14 protein-coding genes and 1 riboswitch are annotated in these 19,093 nt (G+C 73.5%); of the genes, 11 read left to right on the plus strand and 3 right to left on the minus strand.

Annotated features, from left to right (window positions below):
• The 5 genes from ACZ56V_RS18745 to ACZ56V_RS18765 form a co-directional block, all read left to right on the plus strand.
• A partial coding sequence (locus ACZ56V_RS18745) for a flavodoxin-dependent (E)-4-hydroxy-3-methylbut-2-enyl-diphosphate synthase (RefSeq protein WP_386207344.1) occupies positions 1-509 on the plus strand: 509 nt, incomplete at its 5' end.
• Positions 510-534: 25 nt separating this feature from the next.
• Entirely contained in the window at positions 535-2,475 is a 1,941-nt protein-coding gene (dxs, locus tag ACZ56V_RS18750; RefSeq protein WP_467384377.1) for a 1-deoxy-D-xylulose-5-phosphate synthase, read from the plus strand.
• Positions 2,476-3,861, plus strand: a complete 1,386-nt coding sequence (locus tag ACZ56V_RS18755) for an aspartate aminotransferase family protein (protein WP_467384376.1) — start codon at positions 2,476-2,478, stop codon at positions 3,859-3,861.
• Between the two features lie 73 nt (positions 3,862-3,934).
• Positions 3,935-4,561, plus strand: coding sequence for a helix-turn-helix domain-containing protein (locus tag ACZ56V_RS18760; RefSeq protein WP_398917813.1), 627 nt, complete (start codon positions 3,935-3,937; stop codon positions 4,559-4,561).
• The gene (locus ACZ56V_RS18765) at positions 4,558-4,677 is read left to right on the plus strand and encodes a DUF6126 family protein (RefSeq protein ID WP_104635973.1); all 120 of its coding nucleotides are present in this window, start codon (positions 4,558-4,560) and stop codon (positions 4,675-4,677) included. Before ACZ56V_RS18760 ends, ACZ56V_RS18765 begins: the two co-directional genes overlap by 4 nt.
• 26 nt (positions 4,678-4,703) lie before the next feature.
• Here the strand turns inward: ACZ56V_RS18765 and ACZ56V_RS18770 are convergent, their stop codons facing one another.
• The gene (locus ACZ56V_RS18770; RefSeq protein WP_467384373.1) at positions 4,704-5,501 is read right to left on the minus strand and encodes a tyrosine-protein phosphatase; all 798 of its coding nucleotides are present in this window, start codon (positions 5,499-5,501) and stop codon (positions 4,704-4,706) included.
• A gap of 424 nt (positions 5,502-5,925) precedes the next feature.
• Positions 5,926-6,085: riboswitch (cyclic di-AMP (ydaO/yuaA leader) on the plus strand.
• 2 nt (positions 6,086-6,087) lie between these two features.
• Here ACZ56V_RS18770 and ACZ56V_RS18775 point away from each other — a divergent pair.
• Together ACZ56V_RS18775 and ACZ56V_RS18780 are read left to right on the plus strand one after the other, a co-directional pair.
• Complete coding sequence (locus ACZ56V_RS18775; protein WP_467384371.1) at positions 6,088-7,038, plus strand: M23 family metallopeptidase; 951 nt, start codon at positions 6,088-6,090, stop codon at positions 7,036-7,038.
• Between the two features lie 250 nt (positions 7,039-7,288).
• Positions 7,289-8,074, plus strand: coding sequence for an SGNH/GDSL hydrolase family protein (locus ACZ56V_RS18780; protein ID WP_398917839.1), 786 nt, complete (start codon positions 7,289-7,291; stop codon positions 8,072-8,074).
• A gap of 44 nt (positions 8,075-8,118) precedes the next feature.
• Here ACZ56V_RS18780 and ACZ56V_RS18785 read toward each other — a convergent pair whose 3' ends face one another.
• Positions 8,119-8,739, minus strand: a complete 621-nt coding sequence (locus ACZ56V_RS18785; protein WP_468943539.1) for a TetR/AcrR family transcriptional regulator — start codon at positions 8,737-8,739, stop codon at positions 8,119-8,121.
• A 151-nt stretch (positions 8,740-8,890) separates the two neighbouring features.
• Here ACZ56V_RS18785 and ACZ56V_RS18790 point away from each other — a divergent pair, with 151 nt between their 5' ends.
• The gene (locus ACZ56V_RS18790) at positions 8,891-10,084 is read left to right on the plus strand and encodes an MBL fold metallo-hydrolase (protein WP_468943542.1); all 1,194 of its coding nucleotides are present in this window, start codon (positions 8,891-8,893) and stop codon (positions 10,082-10,084) included.
• Positions 10,085-10,152: 68 nt separating this feature from the next.
• Here the strand turns inward: ACZ56V_RS18790 and ACZ56V_RS18795 are convergent, their stop codons facing one another.
• Entirely contained in the window at positions 10,153-10,749 is a 597-nt protein-coding gene (locus tag ACZ56V_RS18795) for a YdeI/OmpD-associated family protein (RefSeq protein ID WP_467384364.1), read from the minus strand.
• A 158-nt stretch (positions 10,750-10,907) separates the two neighbouring features.
• Between ACZ56V_RS18795 and ACZ56V_RS18800 the strand changes: the two genes are divergently transcribed.
• The 3 genes from ACZ56V_RS18800 to ACZ56V_RS18810 all read left to right on the plus strand — a co-directional run bounded on the left by ACZ56V_RS18800 (position 10,908) and on the right by ACZ56V_RS18810 (position 19,088).
• Positions 10,908-11,345 (plus strand): group II truncated hemoglobin, encoded by a 438-nt coding sequence (locus ACZ56V_RS18800; protein ID WP_157953360.1) that lies wholly within the window; start codon positions 10,908-10,910, stop codon positions 11,343-11,345.
• Between the two features lie 65 nt (positions 11,346-11,410).
• Positions 11,411-18,358, plus strand: a complete 6,948-nt coding sequence (locus tag ACZ56V_RS18805) for an amino acid adenylation domain-containing protein (protein WP_468943547.1) — start codon at positions 11,411-11,413, stop codon at positions 18,356-18,358.
• Positions 18,330-19,088, plus strand: a complete 759-nt coding sequence (locus ACZ56V_RS18810) for a thioesterase II family protein (RefSeq protein ID WP_398916484.1) — start codon at positions 18,330-18,332, stop codon at positions 19,086-19,088. The genes ACZ56V_RS18805 and ACZ56V_RS18810 overlap by 29 nt, the downstream gene beginning before the upstream one ends.
• The last annotated feature ends 5 nt before the right edge of the window (positions 19,089-19,093 follow it).

Raw genomic sequence — 19,093 nt, forward strand, 5'->3', positions numbered from 1 at the left:
TCGGCGTCACCGAGGCCGGCCCCGCCTTCCAGGGCACCATCAAGTCGGCCGTCGCCTTCGGCGCCCTGCTCTCCCAGGGCATCGGCGACACCATCAGGGTGTCGTTGAGCGCTCCGCCGGTCGAGGAGATCAAGGTCGGCATCCAGATCCTCCAGTCGCTCGGGCTCAGGGAACGCCGGCTGGAGATCGTCTCCTGCCCGTCCTGCGGCCGCGCCCAGGTCGACGTGTACAAGCTGGCCGAGGAGGTCACCGCCGGTCTGGAGGGCATGGAGGTGCCGTTGCGCGTCGCCGTGATGGGCTGCGTCGTCAACGGCCCCGGCGAGGCCCGCGAGGCCGACCTCGGCGTCGCCTCCGGCAACGGCAAGGGGCAGATCTTCGTCAAGGGCGAGGTCGTCAAGACCGTCCCCGAGTCGAAGATCGTGGAGACCCTCATCGAGGAGGCGATGAGGATCGCCGAGCAGATGGAGAAGGACGGCGCGTCGGGGGAGCCGGCCGTCACCGTGAGCTGAAACGCGGACCGAAGGGGGCCCGAGCGTGACGATTCTGGAGAACATCCGGGGACCACGCGACCTGAAAGCGCTGTCCGAGGCGGAACTCGGTGAACTGTCCGACGAGATACGTGACTTCCTGGTGCACGCGGTCGCCCGCACCGGCGGTCACCTCGGACCCAACCTCGGCGTGGTGGAACTCACCGTCGCCCTGCACCGGGTCTTCGAGTCGCCGGACGACCGCATCCTGTGGGACACCGGCCACCAGAGCTACGTACACAAACTCCTGACCGGCCGTCAGGACTTCTCCAAGCTGCGCGGCAAGGGCGGCCTGTCCGGCTACCCCTCGCGCGAGGAGTCCGAGCACGACGTCATCGAGAACAGCCACGCCTCCACCGTCCTCGGCTGGGCCGACGGCCTCGCCAAGGCGCGGCAGGTGCGGGGGGAGCGCAGCCACGTCGTGGCCGTGATCGGGGACGGCGCGCTCACCGGCGGCATGGCCTGGGAGGCGCTGAACAACATCGCGGCGGCCAGGGACCGGCCGCTGATCATCGTCGTCAACGACAACGAACGCTCGTACGCGCCGACCATCGGCGGCCTCGCCAACCACCTGGCGACCCTGCGCACCACCGACGGCTACGAGCGGGCCCTGGCCTGGGGCAAGGACGTGCTCCAGCGCACGCCCGTGGTCGGCAACACCGTCTACGAGGCCCTGCACGGCGCCAAGAAGGGCTTCAAGGACGCCTTCGCGCCGCAGGGCCTCTTCGAGGACCTCGGGCTGAAGTACCTCGGCCCGATCGACGGGCACGACATCGGCGCCGTCGAGTCGGCGCTGCGCCGTGCCAAACGCTTCCACGGTCCGGTACTGGTGCACTGCCTCACCGAGAAGGGCCGCGGCTACGAACCCGCCCTGCGCGACGAGGAGGACCACTTCCACACCGTCGGCGTGATGGACCCGCTCACCTGCGAGCCGCTGAGCCCGGCCGGCGGGCCGTCCTGGACCTCGGTGTTCGGTGAGGAGATCGTCCGGATCGGCGAGGAGCGCGAGGACGTGGTCGCGATCACCGCGGCCATGCTGCACCCGGTCGGCCTGGCGCCGTTCGCCGCGCGCTTCCCCGACCGGGTCTGGGACGTCGGCATCGCCGAGCAGCACGCCGCCGTGTCCGCCGCCGGTCTCGCCACCGGCGGACTGCACCCGGTCGTCGCCGTCTACGCCACCTTCCTCAACCGCGCCTTCGACCAGCTCCTGATGGACGTGGCGCTGCACCGCTGCGGCGTCACCTTCGTCCTGGACCGGGCCGGCGTCACCGGCGTCGACGGGGCCTCGCACAACGGCATGTGGGACATGTCCGTCCTCCAGGTCGTCCCCGGGCTGCGCATCGCCGCGCCGCGCGACGCCGACCAGCTGCGCGCCCAGCTGCGCGAGGCGGTCGCCGTGGACGACGCGCCGACGCTGCTGCGCTTCCCGAAGGAGTCCGCCGGCCCCGCCGTACCCGCCGTCGACCGGATCGGCGGTCTGGACGTCCTGCACACCGCGGACCGGCCCGAGGTGCTCCTCGTGTCCGTGGGCGTGATGGCGCCCGTCTGCCTCGGGGCCGCCGACCTCCTGGAGGCCCGCGGCATCGGCTGCACCGTCGTCGACCCCCGCTGGGTCAAGCCCGTCGACCCGGCGCTCGCGCCCCTCGCGGCCCGGCACCGGCTGGTGGCCGTCGTCGAGGACAACAGCCGTGCCGCCGGGGTCGGTTCCGCGGTGGCCCTGGCGCTCGGCGACGCCGAGGTCGACGTCCCCGTGCGCCGCTTCGGCATCCCCGAGCAGTTCCTCGCGCACGCCAAACGCGCCGAAGTGCTCGCGGACATCGGCCTCACCCCGGTCGACGTCGCCGGCCGGATCGCCGCGAGCCTGGCCCTCGCCGAAGGGGCGGGCGGGCCGGCAGTGGAACAGTCCGGCGACGGACGGATCGTCATGCCAGCGCAAGGAGAGAACTGAATGACCAAGGAGTTCGACCTCGCCGCGCTCTTGGCCGAGCGCGGGGCCGAGCGGTACGAGCTGCACGCCAGGCACCTCAACCACCAGCTGCCGCGCATGCTGCACACCATCGGCTTCGACAAGGTCTACGAGCGGGCCGAGGGCGCGCACTTCTGGGACGCGGACGGCAACGACTACCTGGACATGCTCGCCGGGTTCGCGGTCATGGGCCTGGGCCGCCACCACCCCGTCGTCCGCAAGGCGCTGCACGACGTCCTCGACGCCTCGCTCGCCGACCTGACCCGCTTCGACTGCCCGCCGCTGCCCGGACTGCTGGCCGAGAAGCTGCTCTCCTACAGCCCCCACCTGGACCGCGTCTTCTTCGGCAACAGCGGCACCGAGGCCGTCGAGACCGCCCTGAAGTTCGCCCGGTACGCGACCGGCCGGCAGCGGATCCTGTACTGCACGCACGCCTTCCACGGACTCACCACCGGCTCGCTCTCCGTCAACGGCGAGGACGGCTTCCGCAAGGGCTTCGCACCCCTGCTGCCCGACACCGCCGTCCCGCTCGGCGACCTGGACGCCCTGGCGCGCGAGCTGAGGAAGGGCGACGTGGCCGCCCTGATCGTGGAGCCGGTCCAGGGCAAGGGCGTGCACGAGGCCCCGCCCGGCTACCTGCTCGCCGCGCAGGAGCTGCTGCGCCGGCACAAGGCGCTCCTCATCGCCGACGAGGTGCAGACGGGCCTCGGCCGGACCGGCAGGTTCTACGCCTACCAGCACTCGGACGGCGTCGAACCCGACCTGGTCTGCGTCGCCAAGGCGCTGTCCGGCGGGTACGTGCCGGTGGGGGCCACCCTGGGCAAGGACTGGATCTTCCAGAAGGTGTACTCCTCGATGGACCGCGTGCAGGTCCACTCGGCGAGCTTCGGGTCCAACGCGCAGGCCATGGCCGCCGGGCTCGCGGTGCTGTCGGTGATGGAGAACGAGGAGATCGTCGCGAACGCGGCCGCGGTGGGGGAGCGGCTGAAGTCCCGGCTGGCGGAACTGGTGGACCGCTACGAAATGCTCGCCGACGTCCGGGGCCGCGGGCTGATGATCGGCATCGAGTTCGGCCGGCCCCGGTCCCTGAAGCTGCGCAGCCGCTGGACGATGCTCCAGGCCGCGCGGAAGGGACTGTTCGCGCAGATGGTGGTCGTGCCGCTGCTGCAGCGGCACCGGATCCTGACCCAGGTGTCCGGCGACCACCTGGAGGTGATCAAGCTGATCCCACCGCTGATCATCGACACCGCCGACGCCGACCGGTTCGTCGACGCCTTCACGGAGGTGATGGAGGACGCGCACAACGGCGGCGGCCTGATGTGGGACTTCGGGAAGACCCTGGTCAAGCAGGCGGTGGCCAACCGCTGAGAGGGACTTTGGGAACTTTTGCCTATGAGGCAAGAAATTTGCCCAGCGGGCAAGAATCGGGCTGAATGGAGGCATGAGTCCCTCCGAGACCGGCCCCGCCGAAGGGCCGGTCACCGCCGTCGCACCTCAGCTGCGTGAGCTGCGGCGGCGGGCCGCCCTCACCCTGGAGGCCGCGGCCCGCGCCGCAGGGCTCTCGCCCGCCCACCTGTCCCGCCTGGAGACCGGGCAGCGCCAGCCCTCGCTGCCGATGCTGCTCTCCCTCGCCCGCGTCTACGGTACGACCGTCGCCGAGCTGCTGGGGGAGACGGCCGCCGACCGGGACGCCGTGGTGCGCGCCGCCGACATGGAGCCCACGAGCGCGGGCGGCTGGACGTACTACCGGGCCGGGGCGCCGGGCCGCGGCATGCACGCCCTGCGCGTCCTGGTGCCGTACGGCTCCGAGGGCGACGTCGTGCGCGTGCACCCCGGTGAGGAGTGGCTCCACGTCCTCAGGGGCCGGCTGCGACTGCGCCTCGGCGACACCGAGCACCGGCTCACCGCGGGGGACAGCGCCCACTTCGACTCGACGACCCCGCACCGGATCGCCGCGCAGGACCCCGACGGGGTCGAGCTGCTCTTCGTCCACACCCTGCTGCAGAGCCCGACGGCCGCGCTGTGCCTCGGCCCGGCCCCCGGCCCGAACCCTGGAGAGACGCCATGAGCACCATGCAGGAGAAGTTCCCGCGCGCCCTGTGGGTGCGACTGCTCGTCTACATCGCCCTGGGGCACGTCTTCGGCGGCTTCCTCTACCTGCTGTTCGAGGTGGGCGCCAAGTAGCGCCGTCCGCGAGCGGGTGACCCGGCTCAGTCCAGCATCCGCTCGCGCAGCCGCTCCCGGGTCCCGGGCGTGAGCCGCAGGCCCTTCTCCAGGTACGCGTCGACGCCGCCCCACGTCTCCTCGATGGTCTCGAAGGCCGCCGCCAGGTACTCGGCGCGCGCGTCGAACAGGGGGCTGAGCAGCTCCATGACCTCGGGGGAGTAGGCCGAGGCGGCGGAGCCGCTGCGGCGCACCTTGTAGCGGCGGTGCGCGGCGTTCGACTTCAGGTAGTCCTCGACGACGGCCTCGCGCTCGACGCCCAGGGCGAGCAGGGTGACGGCGATGGACAGACCCGCACGGTCCTTTCCGGCCGCGCAGTGCATCAGCGCGGGGACGCTGTCCTCGGCGAGCGCGTGCAGGATCCGGGAGTGCTCCGCCGTGCGCTCCGTGACGATCGAGCGGTAGGAGCCGATCATCCGGTCGGCGCCCTTGCCGTCGGCGAGGATCTCGCGCAGCTGGTCGAGGTCTCCGTCCCGGACCATCTTCCAGAACTCGGCGCCGTCGGCCGGATCGCTCAGCGGCAGGTTCACATTGCGCACGCCCGGCAGGTCGACGTCCGGGCCGTCGAGCTTCTGGTCGGCCGCGTTGCGGAAGTCGAAGACCGTGTGCAGGCCCAGGGAGGCCAGGAACGCGGCGTCCTCACCGGTGGCGTGCGCCAGGTGACCGCTGCGGAACAGCACCCCCTGCCGTACCCGCCGCCCGTCCACGGTCGGCAGTCCGCCCACGTCCCGGAAGTTGCGCACACCGGTCAGCTCGGGTTCGGTCGACGGGACCTGCTGCGTCACGGGGGCTCCTCCCACTCCACCCCGCCGCCGCTGCTCGCCGGCGGGCACGACCCGACGATACGGCATCCCCCGTGCGTGAAATCGTGCTCCGAGGGATATTGCGAGCCGATAAGAGCCTTCTGTCCGAATTGGCGCCTTAATAACAACTGGCCCTGAAATGGCGGAGCGTGCGTGAGGAGCGCGTGAGCAGCGTCATATCCGTGACCGTGCGTGGCCCGTCATGTTCACGTAATTGGGCTGCATTCCAAGGGCCTTTCAGGAAAACGACGCGACGGAAATCGACGCAGGGTTACCGGTCATTCCCGTAAAGGATCAATCGGAACGCCGGTCGCGGGAAACCCTCGCTTGTCCCGGTGCGTCCTGGTCCCTTACGTTCACCACCGATCCGGGCGGACGCCTAATCCTGCCGCCGACCGGAGCCCGCACTCATCGACCACCCGTACACGGCAGGAGCGGGGGACCCACAGGTAGAACTGCCTGTTCCGGTTCCCGGAACGGCTTGGGGTAAAGCCGCGTTCCGACGCGGCCGGGCATCTCCAGCCCGCACCCGACAGCTCACCTCGCAGGCGCCGGAGAGGAATTCGCCATGCCCGCGAAGGGTAAGCACCGCCGTACCAGGGCCATGCGCCTGACCCGCACCATCGCCGTCGCCGGAACCGGTGGCGCCGCGCTCGCGCTCCCGCTGATGGGCGCCGCCGCCGCCAACGCCGCCCCCGCGCACTCCGTTTCCGAGCAGGCCGTGCAGGCCGTTCCGACGTCGGCCAAGAAGGCCGCCGCGAGCGGCGCCGAGAAGAACTCGGATTCCCGGACGTACACCGTGAAGAGCGGTGACTACCTTTCGAAGATCGCCGACGAGCAGCACGTCGACGGCGGCTGGAAGAAGCTCTACGCGGACAACCGCGAGGCCGTCGGTTCCGACCCGTCGCTGATCCACCCCGGTCTGAAGCTCTCGATCGGCGGCCACGCCGCCAAGTCGTCGGCGCCGTCCTCCGCGCAGTCCCAGAAGCCCGCGCAGAAGTCCGCCGAGAAGCCCGCCGCCGAGAAGCCGGCCCAGAAGTCGACGGACGCCGAGAAGGCCGCCTCCTCCTCGGACTCCTCGAACACCGGCACCCAGTCCGCGGGCACCACCAGCGGCTACACCTCCCCCGTCGAGGGCGGCACCGTCGGCACCCCGTACCACCAGTCCGGCAGCATGTGGTCCAGCGGCTACCACACCGGCACCGACTTCGTCGTCCCGACCGGCACCTCGCTGAAGGCCGTCGGCGCGGGTACCGTCGTCTCCGCCGGCTGGGGCGGCGCGTACGGCAACCAGGTCGTCATCCAGCTCGCCGACGGCCACTACGCCCAGTACGCCCACCTCTCCTCGCTCTCCGTCTCCGCCGGTCAGTCGGTGACGGCGGGTCAGCAGGTCGGCCTCTCGGGCGCCACCGGCAACGTGACCGGACCGCACCTGCACTTCGAGATCCGCACCACGCCGGACTACGGCTCGGACATCGACCCGATCGCGTTCCTGCGCTCGCACGGCGTCTCCGTCTGACGACCGGTTCCGCGCAGCCCCCGCGCCCCGAAGGTCGGACCCCGATCCCCGGGTCCGGCCTTCGGCGTATCCGGCCATGGCTGTACGGGCCGTGGATGTGTCCGACCTCCGCCGTATTCCGGAATTGACGAACACTTTAGGCGTGGCCTTTCTCACCGACCGTCAACCCCTTCCTACGGTCGCGTAGGTCACATTCCAAGGTGAATCATGGGCCGATGTGGCAGACGATTCGAAGAGTGACAGCAGAGCAGTGATCGGGTCGTACGTGGCGGTGGGGGACAGCTTCACCGAGGGCGTCGGCGATCCCGGCCCCGACGGGGCGTTCCTCGGCTGGGCCGACCGGCTCGCCGTACTGCTCGCGGACCGGCGCCCCGAGGGCGACTTCACGTACACGAACCTCGCCGTGCGCGGCAGGCTCCTCGACCAGATCGTGGCGGAACAGGTCCCGCGGGTCGTACGACTCGCCCCGGACCTGGTCTCGTTCGCGGCCGGCGGCAACGACATCCTCCGGCCCGGCACCGACCCCGACGAGGTCGCCGAGCGGTTCGAACTGGCGGTGGCCGCGCTGACCGCCGCGGCCGGCACCGTCCTGGTGACCACCGGGTTCGACACCCGGGGGGTGCCCGTGCTCAAGCACCTGCGGGGCAAGATCGCCACGTACAACGGGCACGTCCGCGCCATCGCCGACCGCTACGGCTGCCCGGTGCTCGACCTGTGGTCGCTCCGCAGCGTCCAGGACCGCAGGGCGTGGGACGCCGACCGGCTGCACCTGTCGCCGGAGGGCCACACCCGCGTGGCGCTGCGCGCGGGACAGGCCCTCGGCCTGCGCGTCCCGGCCGACCCGGACCAGCCGTGGCCGCCCCTGCCGCCGCGCGGCACGCTCGACGTCCGGCGCGACGACGTGCACTGGGCGCGCGAGTACCTGGTGCCGTGGATCGGGCGCCGGCTGCGCGGCGAGTCGTCGGGCGACCACGTGACGGCCAAGGGCACCCTGTCGCCGGACGACATCAAGACGTGGATCGCCCCGGTGGCCTGAGGCGGGGCGGGCGGCCGGCCGGGGCCCGTGCGACACCCTGGCGTCTAACGTCGCGTGGGCGCCAGGGCCGAGCGCTCCAGACCCAGTTCCCCGGCCAGTGCCTCGTCCACCCACTCCTTGGCCCGGGCCCGCGACACCGTTCCCGTGTACGACGTGAGCTGCACCGCCAGCCCGTCCAGCAACGCCGTCAGCCGCAGGGCCGCGGCGTCCGGCTCGGGGCAGGAGAACTCACCGGCGGCCACGCCCTCGGCGATGACCTCGGCGATCGCGGTCTTCCACTGGCGGTCCAGCTCGCGGGTGACCTCCCGCAGCGCGGGCTCGCGCGGCGCCGCCGCCCAGCCCTCGATCCACAGCCGCCAGCCCTTGGCCGGACCGGTCGGCGCGTACCACCGCACGGCCGCCCGCAGGCGGCGCAGCGCCGACGTACGACGGGCGAGCAGCCCCCGCAGATGGGCGAGGTCGTCCTCGGCGGCATGGGTGAACGCGGCGGCGACCAGGCGCTCCTTCGTGGCGAAGTGATAGAGCACCAGGGCGTTGCTGACGCCGAGCGCCGCGGCCACGTCGGCGATCCGCAACGCCGCCACGCCCCGCGCCGATATCTGCTCGATGGCGGCGCCCAGCAGCTCCTCGCGCCGCTCCGCCACGCTCAACCGGACTCTCCCCACGCACGTCACCCTATACAGGCGCCCGGACGTGCGATGACGCCCTTCCCGGTCGCGGTGGACCGGGGGAACACGGATGTGACATCCGTCGTTCGAGGTGACGTAGGACGAGACGACGACAACGAGAGCCTGAACCACCCCACCTGGAGGTACCGTGCCCGCTTTCCGTTCCCCGAGTCCCGGGTTCAGCGTGCCCCGGCCCGCGGCCTTCGGCGTGGACCCGAGCGGTGAGCGCATGGCGCGCATCCGCAGATCGCCGCACTTCCGCGACGGCGTCTTCCAGAACCCCGGGGGCACCGCCCGGACCCGGCCCTCCGGATCGGCCGCCGAATTCGCCAGGATCTACTTCGACAAGGAGGCGCGGCTGCGCCGGTCCCCGCGGGGGCCCGTTCCGGTGCACGCCACCACCCTGGCCGACCTCGCCCGGCCACCGGCCACCGGGCTCCGGCTGACCTGGATGGGCCACTCCAGCGTGCTCGCCGAGATCGACGGGCAGCGCGTGCTCTTCGACCCGGTGTGGGGCGAGCGCTGCTCCCCGTTCCCCTTCGCCGGCCCCAAGCGCCTGCACCCGGCGCCGCTGCCGCTCGCCGCCCTCGGCCCGGTCGACGTCGTCGTCATCTCCCACGACCACTACGACCACCTGGACATGCCGACGATCAAGGCGCTGGCCGGCACGGACACCCTGTTCGCCGTGCCGCTCGGCGTCGGCGGCCACCTCGAACACTGGGGTGTCTCCCCCGACCGGCTGCGCGAGCTGGACTGGCACGAGTCGACGCGCGTCGGCGGCCTCACCCTCACCGCGACCCCGGCCCGGCACTTCTGCGGGCGCGGGCTGCGCAACACCCAGCACACCCTGTGGGCGTCCTGGGTCGTCGCCGGTGACGAGCACCGCGTCTACCACAGCGGGGACACCGGCTACTTCGACGGCTTCCGCGACATCGGCGCCGCGCACGGCCCGTTCGACGCCACGATGATCCAGCTCGGCGCGTACGCGGAGTTCTGGCCGGACATCCACATGACCCCCGAGGAGGGCGTCCGGGCCCACCTCGACCTCCAGGGCGGCCGGTCGCACGGCGCCCTGCTGCCGATCCACTGGGGGACCTTCAACCTGGCGCCGCACGCGTGGGCGGAGCCCGGTGAGTGGACGAGGGACGCGGCCGAGGAGGCCGGCCAGGCGGTGGCGTTCCCGCGCCCGGGGGAGCCGTTCGAGCCGGCGGGGGAGTTGCCGGTGGAGCCGTGGTGGCGGGCGGTGTCGCAGCCGATCGCGCGTCCCTGGCGCCGTCCGCGGATCGCCGAGGGCGTGGCCGGGACGAACAAGGGGGATCTCGACCTCGCCGGTGAGCGGTGAGGGCGGTCGGAGACGAGGCCGCCTGAGGGGACCGGCGGGCGGCGGCACCCGCCTGCCGCCCGGCTGCCTCAGTACAGCTTCTTCCCCTCCGCCAGCATGGCGACGAACTTCTCGATGCGGGCCGCCCGGGTCTCCGCCTTCTTGGCGTCCTCGACCCGGTGCAGGATCGCGAACCGGTTGCGGCTGTCCAGGGTGGCGAAGAAGTCACGGGCCGCCGGCGCCGCGTCCAGGGCGGCCTGGAGGTCGTCGGGCACCGTCGCCTTGCTCTGCGACGCGTACGCCGCCTCCCAGCGGCCGTCCTTCTTGGCCCGGTCCACCTCGCGCTGCCCGGCCGGCCGCATCCGGCCGGCCTTGATCAGCTCGGTGGCCTTCTCCCGGTTCACCTTCGACCACTTGCTGCCGGACCGCCGGGGTGTGAAGCGCTGCAGCCAGTGCTGCTCGTCCTGCTTCTTCTTCTGCCCGTCGATCCAGCCGTAGCACAGGGCGGACTCCAGCGCGTGGGCGTAGTCGACGCCGTCGACCCCGGAGCCGGTCTTCGGGATCCGGAACCAGATCCCCGTGGTGTCCTCATGGTTTTCCTCCAGCCACTTCTCCCACTCCTCCTGCGTGGCGAAGGACAGGACCGGATCGGACGGCTTCCGCGCTCCCTCAGACATGGAGGCCATGAAATCCCACCCCCGGGGGCGGGTCAACAACCCCACCGGGTCACCCGGGCACGGGCCGCGCCGCCGCCCGCCCGGCCGTGCACAAAGTTGAGCAGCCGACCGGCGACGCCACGGCGTACCGTCCCCGCTGGTCGAGCGACACACCGAAAGGCGGACGCATGACGACGATGTACGAGCACGTCGGTGGGGAAGCGGCGCTGCGGCGGCTGGCGGAGCACTTCCACCACCTGGTGCTGGAGGACCCGCTGCTGGGCGACCTGTTCCGGGCCGGATCGCCGTACCACGCCGACCATCTCACCGCGTTCCTCGCCGAGATGCTCGGCGGCCCCGCCCGCTACACCGACGAACTCGGCGGTTTCATCGCGCTGTTGCGGGCCCACGCCGGCATGCGGATCACCCCCGAGCAGAGCGACCGCTTCGTCGCCCTGCTGCTCCGGGCCGCCGACGACGTCGGGCTGCCCGACGACGACCGCTTCCGCAAGGCGTTCACCGGCAGCCTCGAGAAGGCCGCCGGCTTCACCACCAAGGCCTCCCAGGAGGACGACCACCCCATGCTCCAGCCGCCGTACCCGGTGCTGGGCCGCTGGCAGTGGTGAAGCGGCGCCGCTGAGACCGACCGACGAGACGAGGGGGAACGTTGAAGTCCGCGGAGCCCGTCCCCGTGTCATCCGCCGAGGTGACCGCCGGCACCACCTGTGAGCGACTGCTCCGCGTCCTGGAGCCCCTGGTCACCCGGACCGGGCCGCTCGACCCGGACACCGACCTGGCCGACGCCGGACTCTCCTCGCTCGCCGCCGTCCGGCTGATGCTGGAGATCGAGACCGAGTTCGGCGCCGAAGTGCCGCTCTCCCTGCTCCTGGAGTGCCGCACCCCCCGCGACCTCGCCCACCGGATCGACCGCGCCGACCACGCCGACGGCGGGGGCCGCGGGGACGGCAACGGCGCCGCCGGTCGCGTGGAGGTGGTGGCCGAGCCCGCGTCCCGCCACGCGCCCGTCCCGGCGACCCCCATGCAGGAGGCGTACGTCGTCGGCAAGTATCCGGAGCTGGACCCGGACGCCCTCGGCTGCCACCACTACCACGAGTTCGCCCTCGACGGGCTGGACACCGACCGGCTGGCCCGCGCCTGGCGGCGGCTCGTCGAACACTTCGACGCCCTCCGGCTCACCGGCGTCGGCCGCAACCAGCACGTCCGGGAGAGCGCGCCGGTGCCCGAACCCGTCGTCCACGAGACGGCGGACGCCGACGCCCTGGAGGCCGAGGCGAGCGCCGTACGCCGCCGGCTGTCCCACCACCGCTACCCGCCGGGCCACTGGCCGCCGTTCCAGGTCGAGATCTGCCGGGAGCCCGCCGGCCGCGCCGTGGTCCATCTCAGCCTCGACGGCACGGTCACCGACGCGCACGGCACCGACCTGCTGCTGCACCACTGGTGGCACGCCTACACGGCGGAGGAACACCCGCTGCCCGAGGCGCCGTTCAGCCTCCGCGACACCCTGGACGCGCTCGCCCGCCACCGCGGCTCCGCCGCCCACCGCGCCGCCCTGTCCCGGGCCGCCGAACGGCACAAGGGCCTGCCCGGCGGCCCGCCCGTACTGCTCGCCGAACCCCCCGAGCCGCCGCCCGGCCTCGACGGCCACCCGCGCACCCCGCGCCGCGGCCGGCTCACCCCGGCCCAGTGGGCAGGCCTGCGCGCGCGGGCCGCCGAACTGCGCGTCTCACCCACCTCGCTGGTGCTGACGGCCTTCGCCGAAGCCCTGACACCGGCCGGTTCGGACGAACCGTTCACCCTCGTCCTGACCACCACCGACCGGCCCCGGCTGCCGTCCGCCGCCGAGCGGCTCGTCGGCCCCTACACCTCCGGTTGCCTGCTCGTCGTCGACGCGCGGCCACCCGCCCCGGACGAGGCCGCGCGCGCCCTCCACCAGAGGGTGTGGGAGGCGCTGTCCCACGCGAACGTCGGCAGCGTCGAGGTGCTGCGCGAACTGCGCGCCCAGGGCACCCGGGCGCCTGCACTGCCCGTGGTCTTCACCAGCCTGCTCGACCTGAGCCTCGACGGTGCCGGGCGGGGCAGCATGGCCGATCACGAGCGGTACGCCGTCGGCCAGACCTCCGGCATCGCCCTCGACCACCAGATGCGGGAGCGCGACGACGGCCTGGACTTCCGCTGGGACACCGCCGACGGCCTCTTCCCGCCGGGCACGCCCGACGCCCTCTTCGGCCGCTTCTGCCGGCTGCTGCAGGGGCTGTGCGAACCGGCGCCCGACACCCCCCTGCCCGCCCGGGAACTCCAGCAGGCGTACCTGGTGGCGCGGCTCGACGGCCACACCGGCCGCGGCTGCCAGTACCACCAGAGCTTCCACGTGGACGACCTGGACCTCGCACGGCTGCGCGGCGTCTGGCGGGAACTCGTCGCCGCACACGAGGCACTGCGGCTGCGCACCGGCGCCGACGGCACGCTCGGTGTGCTCTCCACGGCTCCGGCCGACACGTGGATCCCGGTCCTGGACGTCCCCGAAGGCGCGGACCCCGACGCCGTCGACCGTGCCGTACGCGCCGAGATGACCCACCGGCCGTTCGGGCTCGGCCGGGGAGCGCACACCGATCTCAGGGTCGTCCGCGCCTCCGGACGACCCGCCACCGTGCACCTGTCCGCCGACCTGCTCGTCGGGGACGCCCGCAGCATCGTGCTGCTCGCCCGCGACCTGCTGCGCCGGTACGCCGACCCCCTCGGCGCCCCGCCGGTCCCGACCAGGCTGCCCCGCGCGTCCCGGCCGGTGACCGAGGAGGCCCGCGCCCACTGGCGGGACCGGCTCGCCGGTCTGCCGGCCGGGCCGGAGCTGCGGGACGCGCGGCAGCCCTCGCGCCCGCGGCGCCGCGAGCGCCTCCTCACCCACCGCACGGCCCTCGCGGCATGGGCCGACCGGCACTCGGTGAGCCTCGACGCCACTCTGCTGGCCGCCTACTGCACCGCACTCGGAGCCCTCTGCGACAAGCCGTTCGCGCTGCCCGTGGTCTGCTTCACCGGCCCCGACGCGCAGCGCCCCGCGGAGTTCACCGAACTGACCTGGGTCCGCTCCCCGGCGCCCGGCACCGACCCGGCGGCCCTCGCCCGCGCCTACTGCCGACAGCTGGCCGAGGATCTGGAGCGGGGCGGCGGCGCCGGTCTCGCCGAGATGCGCTCCCTCGTCGTACGGCGCCGCAGGGACGCGGACTTCGCGCATCCCGTGGTCTTCACCACCGTCCTCGACGTCTCGGACCGCCCCCTGCCGGCCGGTGTGCGCCCCGGTCCCGCGGGCACGGCCACCACCGACGTCGCCCTCGACTGCGTGACGGTCGACGACGGAACGGCGCTGCACCTGGCCTGGGACGCGCTGGACGAGCGGTTCGAGGACGGCGTGCTGGACGAGGCGTTCCAGCGGTACGCCGACCTGCTCACCGCGCTGGCCACGGAGCCCGGCCCGGCCCCGGAAGACGGTCCGGACCCGGAAGACGGTCCGGCGACGGGCGGCGGTGCTGCGAAGGGCGGCGCCCCGGCCGACGCCGAGCGCCACCGCCTCCTGTACGGCTTCAACGACACCGCCCGCCCCTACCCGGCCGAGGGCCCCGTCCACCTGCTCTTCGAACAGCAGGCCCGCAGCCGCCCCGACGCGGTCGCGCTGCGCTGGCGCGAGGGCACCATGACGTACGGCGAACTGAACCGCCGGGCCAACCTGCTCGCGCACCGGCTGCGGCGAGCGGGCGTCACGGACGGCACCTCCGTGGGTATCAGTGTGCGGCGCGGCCCGGCGATGGCCGTGTCCGTGTTCGCCGTGCTGAAGGCGGGCGGCGCCTACGTCCCCGTGGACCCGACTCTGCCCCGCGACCGGGCGCACGGCATGCTCCAGGACACCGGCACCCGGCACCTGCTGGTCACGGCGGGCGGCCCCGGCTGGCAGGTGCCGGACGGCGTGGACGTCCTCGACCTGGACGCCCCCGGGGCCACCGGAACGGACCTGCCCGACCCCGGCGATCCCGAGCCCGTCACGGGCCCGGACTCGGTCGCCTACCGGCTGTTCACCTCCGGCAGTACCGGGCGCCCCAAGTGCGTGGTGGTGGCACACCGCTCCCTGCACAACCTCCTCGACTGGTGCCGGCGCACCTTCGACTTCGGTCCGGGCGACACCGGGCTGTGCGTCACCTCCCTCGGCTTCGACCTGTCCGTCTTCGACATCCTCGGACTCCTCGCCTACGGCGGCGGCCTGTACATCGCCGACGAGGCCGAGCAGCGCGACCCCGAACTGCTCGTCGACGCCCTGCTGCGCGAGCCGGTCACCTTCTGGAACTCGGCGCCCACCACCCTGGCCCGGCTCGCACCGCACCTGGCCGAACACCGCGGACGTCCCGGCACCGCCGACCTGCGCCTGGTCTTCCTCAGCGGCGACTGGATCCCGCTGTCCCTCCCCGACGACGTGCGCGAGGTGTTCGGCGGGGCCCGGGTGATCAGTCTCGGCGGTGCCACCGAGGCCACCGTCTGGTCCAACTGGTACTCCGTCGGCACCGTCGACCCCGAGTGGCGCAGCATCCCGTACGGCAGGCCCATCGACAACGCCCGCTACTACGTGCTGGACGGGCACATGGAGCCCTGCCCCGTCGGCGAGGAGGGCGACCTCTACATCGCGGGCGACTGCCTCAGCCTCGGCTACCACGGACAGCCCGGACTGACCCGGGAGCGGTTCGTCCCCGAGCCCTTCGGGAACGGCCCGGACTCCCGCATGTACGCCACCGGGGACCGGGCGGCCTACCGCGACGACGGCGTCCTGGTGTTCCTGGGACGACGCGACCACCAGGTGAAGATCCGGGGCTTCCGGGTCGAACTCGGCGAGATCGAGCACCGGTTGTGCGCCCACCCCGCCGTGCACGACGCGGTGGTGGTGGCCCGGCCCGACGGCAGCGGGGACCGGCGCGTGGTCGCGTACCTGATCGCCGAACCGGGCGCCGCCCGGCCCTCCGTGTCCGAGCTGCGCGCCCACGCGGCCCGGACCCTGCCCGACTACATGGTCCCGAACTTCGTGGCGTTCCTGCCGTCCTTCCCCGCGACGGACAACGGCAAGCTGGACCGGGACGCCCTGCCGTGGCCGCTGCCCGCCGGGCCGTCCGTGTCCGGCGAGCCGGACCAACCCACCCCCGCCCGACGCCCCGCCACCGGCACCCCGTTCCCGTCCGCCGGTGAACTGGCCGAGGAGATCGGCGCGTTGCTGGCCGACCTGATCGGCGTGCCCCAACTGGACGCCACGCTCGACCTGTGGGACCAGGGCGCCACCTCCTTCACCCTGGCCCAGCTGTCCTCGGCCCTGCGGTCCCGGTACGGCCGCCGCGTCCCCGTCTCGGCCCTGCTGGCGGAGCCGACCATCGCCGGGATGGCCCGCCACCTCGCGGGCGGCGATCCGGCGACGGCGCCCGCCGAGCCCGCGGAGCCCGCGCGGGAGGAGCCGTCCCCGCAGGGCCGTCCCCCGGCGCCGGAGGCCGTGGAGTTCTTCTCCGCCGAGGACCGCGACCGCTTCAAGTCGGGCGCCTGGCACCTGCGGCAGCGCAGTGACGACGAACCCCTCCTCGCGCTCGACGGCCCGCTCCCGCCCGCCGAGCGGTACCGGGAACGCGCCACCCACCGGGACTTCGCCGACGGCCCGCTGGCCCACGACGCCTTCCTCCGCTTCCTGGCCGCCCTGCGCTCCCGGCCGGCCGGTGACGGCCCACGCCGCCTGTACGCCTCCGCCGGCGACACCTACGCCGTACAGACCTATCTGCACGTCAAGCCGGGCGCCGTCGAGGGCGTCCCGGGCGGCGTCTACTACCACCGCCCCGACGACCACGTCCTGCAACGCGTGAGCACCGGCCCCGGGATCGACCGCACCGTCCACTTCGCCTACAACCGGCCCGTCTTCGACCGCGCGGCGTTCGAGGTGTACCTGGTCTCCGAGCCGCGCGGCATCGAGCCGCTGTACGGCGAGGAGTCGCAGCTCTACCTGGCCGTCGAGGCCGGATACATGGGGCAGTTGCTGATGAGCGGGCAGCGGGAGAGCGGCGTCGGCCTGTGTGCCGTCGGAAGCCTCGCCTTCGACCGCGTCCGTGACACCCTGCGGCTGCGTCCCGGCCAGCGGCTGCTGCACGCCTTCCTCGCCGGACCGCTGCCCCGCGAGTCCGCGGCGGGTGCCCGGCCGGTCCGCGAGCGGCGGGTGCCCGGTGCGGGACCGGCCGCGCGGCCGGCACCGGCGGACATGGCCGTGATCGGCGCCGCCGGGCGCTACCCCGGAGCGGACGGCCTGGAGGAGTTCTGGGACAACCTGCGCTCCGGACGCCGCTCCCTCGGCCCGCTGCCCGCCGAACGGCTGGCCGCCTTCGCCGCCGCCACCGGCACCCCGCCGGCCCCGGCGGGGACCTGGCCGCACGGCGGCTACGTGCGCGGCGACGACGGGTTCGACGGCCGGCTGTTCCGAGTCTCACCCCAGGAGGCCGAGGGGCTGGACCCGCAACTGCGGCTGCTGCTGCCCGTGGTGTGGCAGTGCCTGGAGGACGCCGGCCACACACCCGGCAGTCTCAGCCGCGACGGTGAGCGGGTCGGGGTGTTCACGGCGACGATGTGGCACGACCACCGGCAGGCGGGCGAGGCCCGGTGGCGGGAGGGCGGACCGGCCCGCCAGGCGGCCGCCGCCTCGGACCTCCCGGCGCGGATCGCGCACTGCCTCGGGTTCGAGGGCCCCGCCGTCGCGGTGGACACCGCCTGCTCCTCCTCGCTGACCGCCCTGCACCTGGCCGTGACCAGCCTGCGCCAGGGGGAGTGCGACGCGGCGCTGGTGACGGGCGTCAACGTCGTCGCCCACCCCTACCACCTGGCGCTCCTGCGCGACCTCGGCCTGGCGGCGGCCCGGCCGTCCGCCGGGGCCTTCGGCGCCGAGGACACCGGCTGGTCGCCCGGCGAGGGCGCGGGCGCCCTGCTGCTGCGTCCGCTGCGGGACGCCGTGGAGCGCCGGGACGTCCTGCACGCGGTGGTCGAGGCGACCGGCACCGGTGCGGCCGGACGGCCGGGCCCCTTCGGGATGCCCGCCGCCGAACCGCTCGCCCGCTCCCTCGCCCGCATGCTGCGCCGGCACGGCCTCGACGGCGCCGACATCGGGTACGCCGAGTGCGCAGCCTCCGGCGCCCTGCTGGCCGACGCGGCCGAACTGGACGCCCTGCTCACCGCGTTGCGTCCGCCCGGCACGGACGGGAACCTGCTCGTCGGCACCGTGAAGCCGTCCATCGGGCACCTGGAGGCGGCCTCCGGGCTCTCCCAGCTGACCAAGGTCCTCCTGCAACTGCGCGAGCGCACCCTCGCCCCGACCGTCCCGGCGCCCCGGCGCACCGAGCTGCCCGACTGGGACCGGCTCACCGTCCCCGACACCGCCCGGCCCTGGACGCCGGCCGCACCGGGCGCGCCGCTGCGCGCGCTCGTCAACGCCGTCTCGGCAACCGGCTCGTACGGGCACGCCGTGCTCAGGTCCGCCGACGGCACCCACCGACGACCGGGCGCGCCCGCCCTGGACCCGGCCGAACGAAAGGACAGCGGTGACCGGTACCTGGCTGAAGAACGGTAGCGCCGGCACGGACGCACCGCTGCGCCTGTTCTGCTTCGCCCACGCCGGTGGGGGCGGCGGCTTCTTCCAGCCCTGGCGGGAGAAGCTGCTGCCGGAGGTCGAGGTGTGCCCGGTGATCCTGCCCGGCCGCGAGACCCGCGTCGCCGAGCCCGCCTTCCGCAGCATGGAGGACCTCCTCGGACCGCTCTGCACCGGCCTCGCCCCCCATCTGGACCGGCCGTACGCGCTGTTCGGCCACAGCACCGGCGCGGCCATCGCCTACGAGGTCGCCCGCCGCTTCCAGGACGACCCGGCGCGCGCCCCGCGCCGACTGCTGGTCTCGGGGCGGCGGGCCCCGCACCTGGCGGCACGCCGGCCGCCGTACGCGGGGCTCGCCGACGACGACTTCCTGCGGGTCGTCGCCGAGCTGGGAGGCACTCCGCGGGAGGTGATGCGCCAGCGCGACCTGATGCGGATGTTCCTGCCCGCGCTGCGCGCCGACTTCCACCTCAACGAGACCTACCGGCCACTGCCCGGTCCCCGGCTGACCTGCCCGCTGTCCGGCTTCACCGGCGACCACGACCCGGAGGTCACGCCGCTGGAACTGCGCCTGTGGGAGACCACCAGCGACGGTCCGTTCCGCATGCGCGTGTACGAGGGCGACCACTTCTACCTGGCCGGGCTGCCCGAGCCGCTCCACTCGGACCTGCGCCGGGACCTGAGCGAGACCGTCCGGCAGTCGGTGTCCTGACCCGG

Source organism: Streptomyces sp. NPDC034099 (assembly GCF_055575415.1).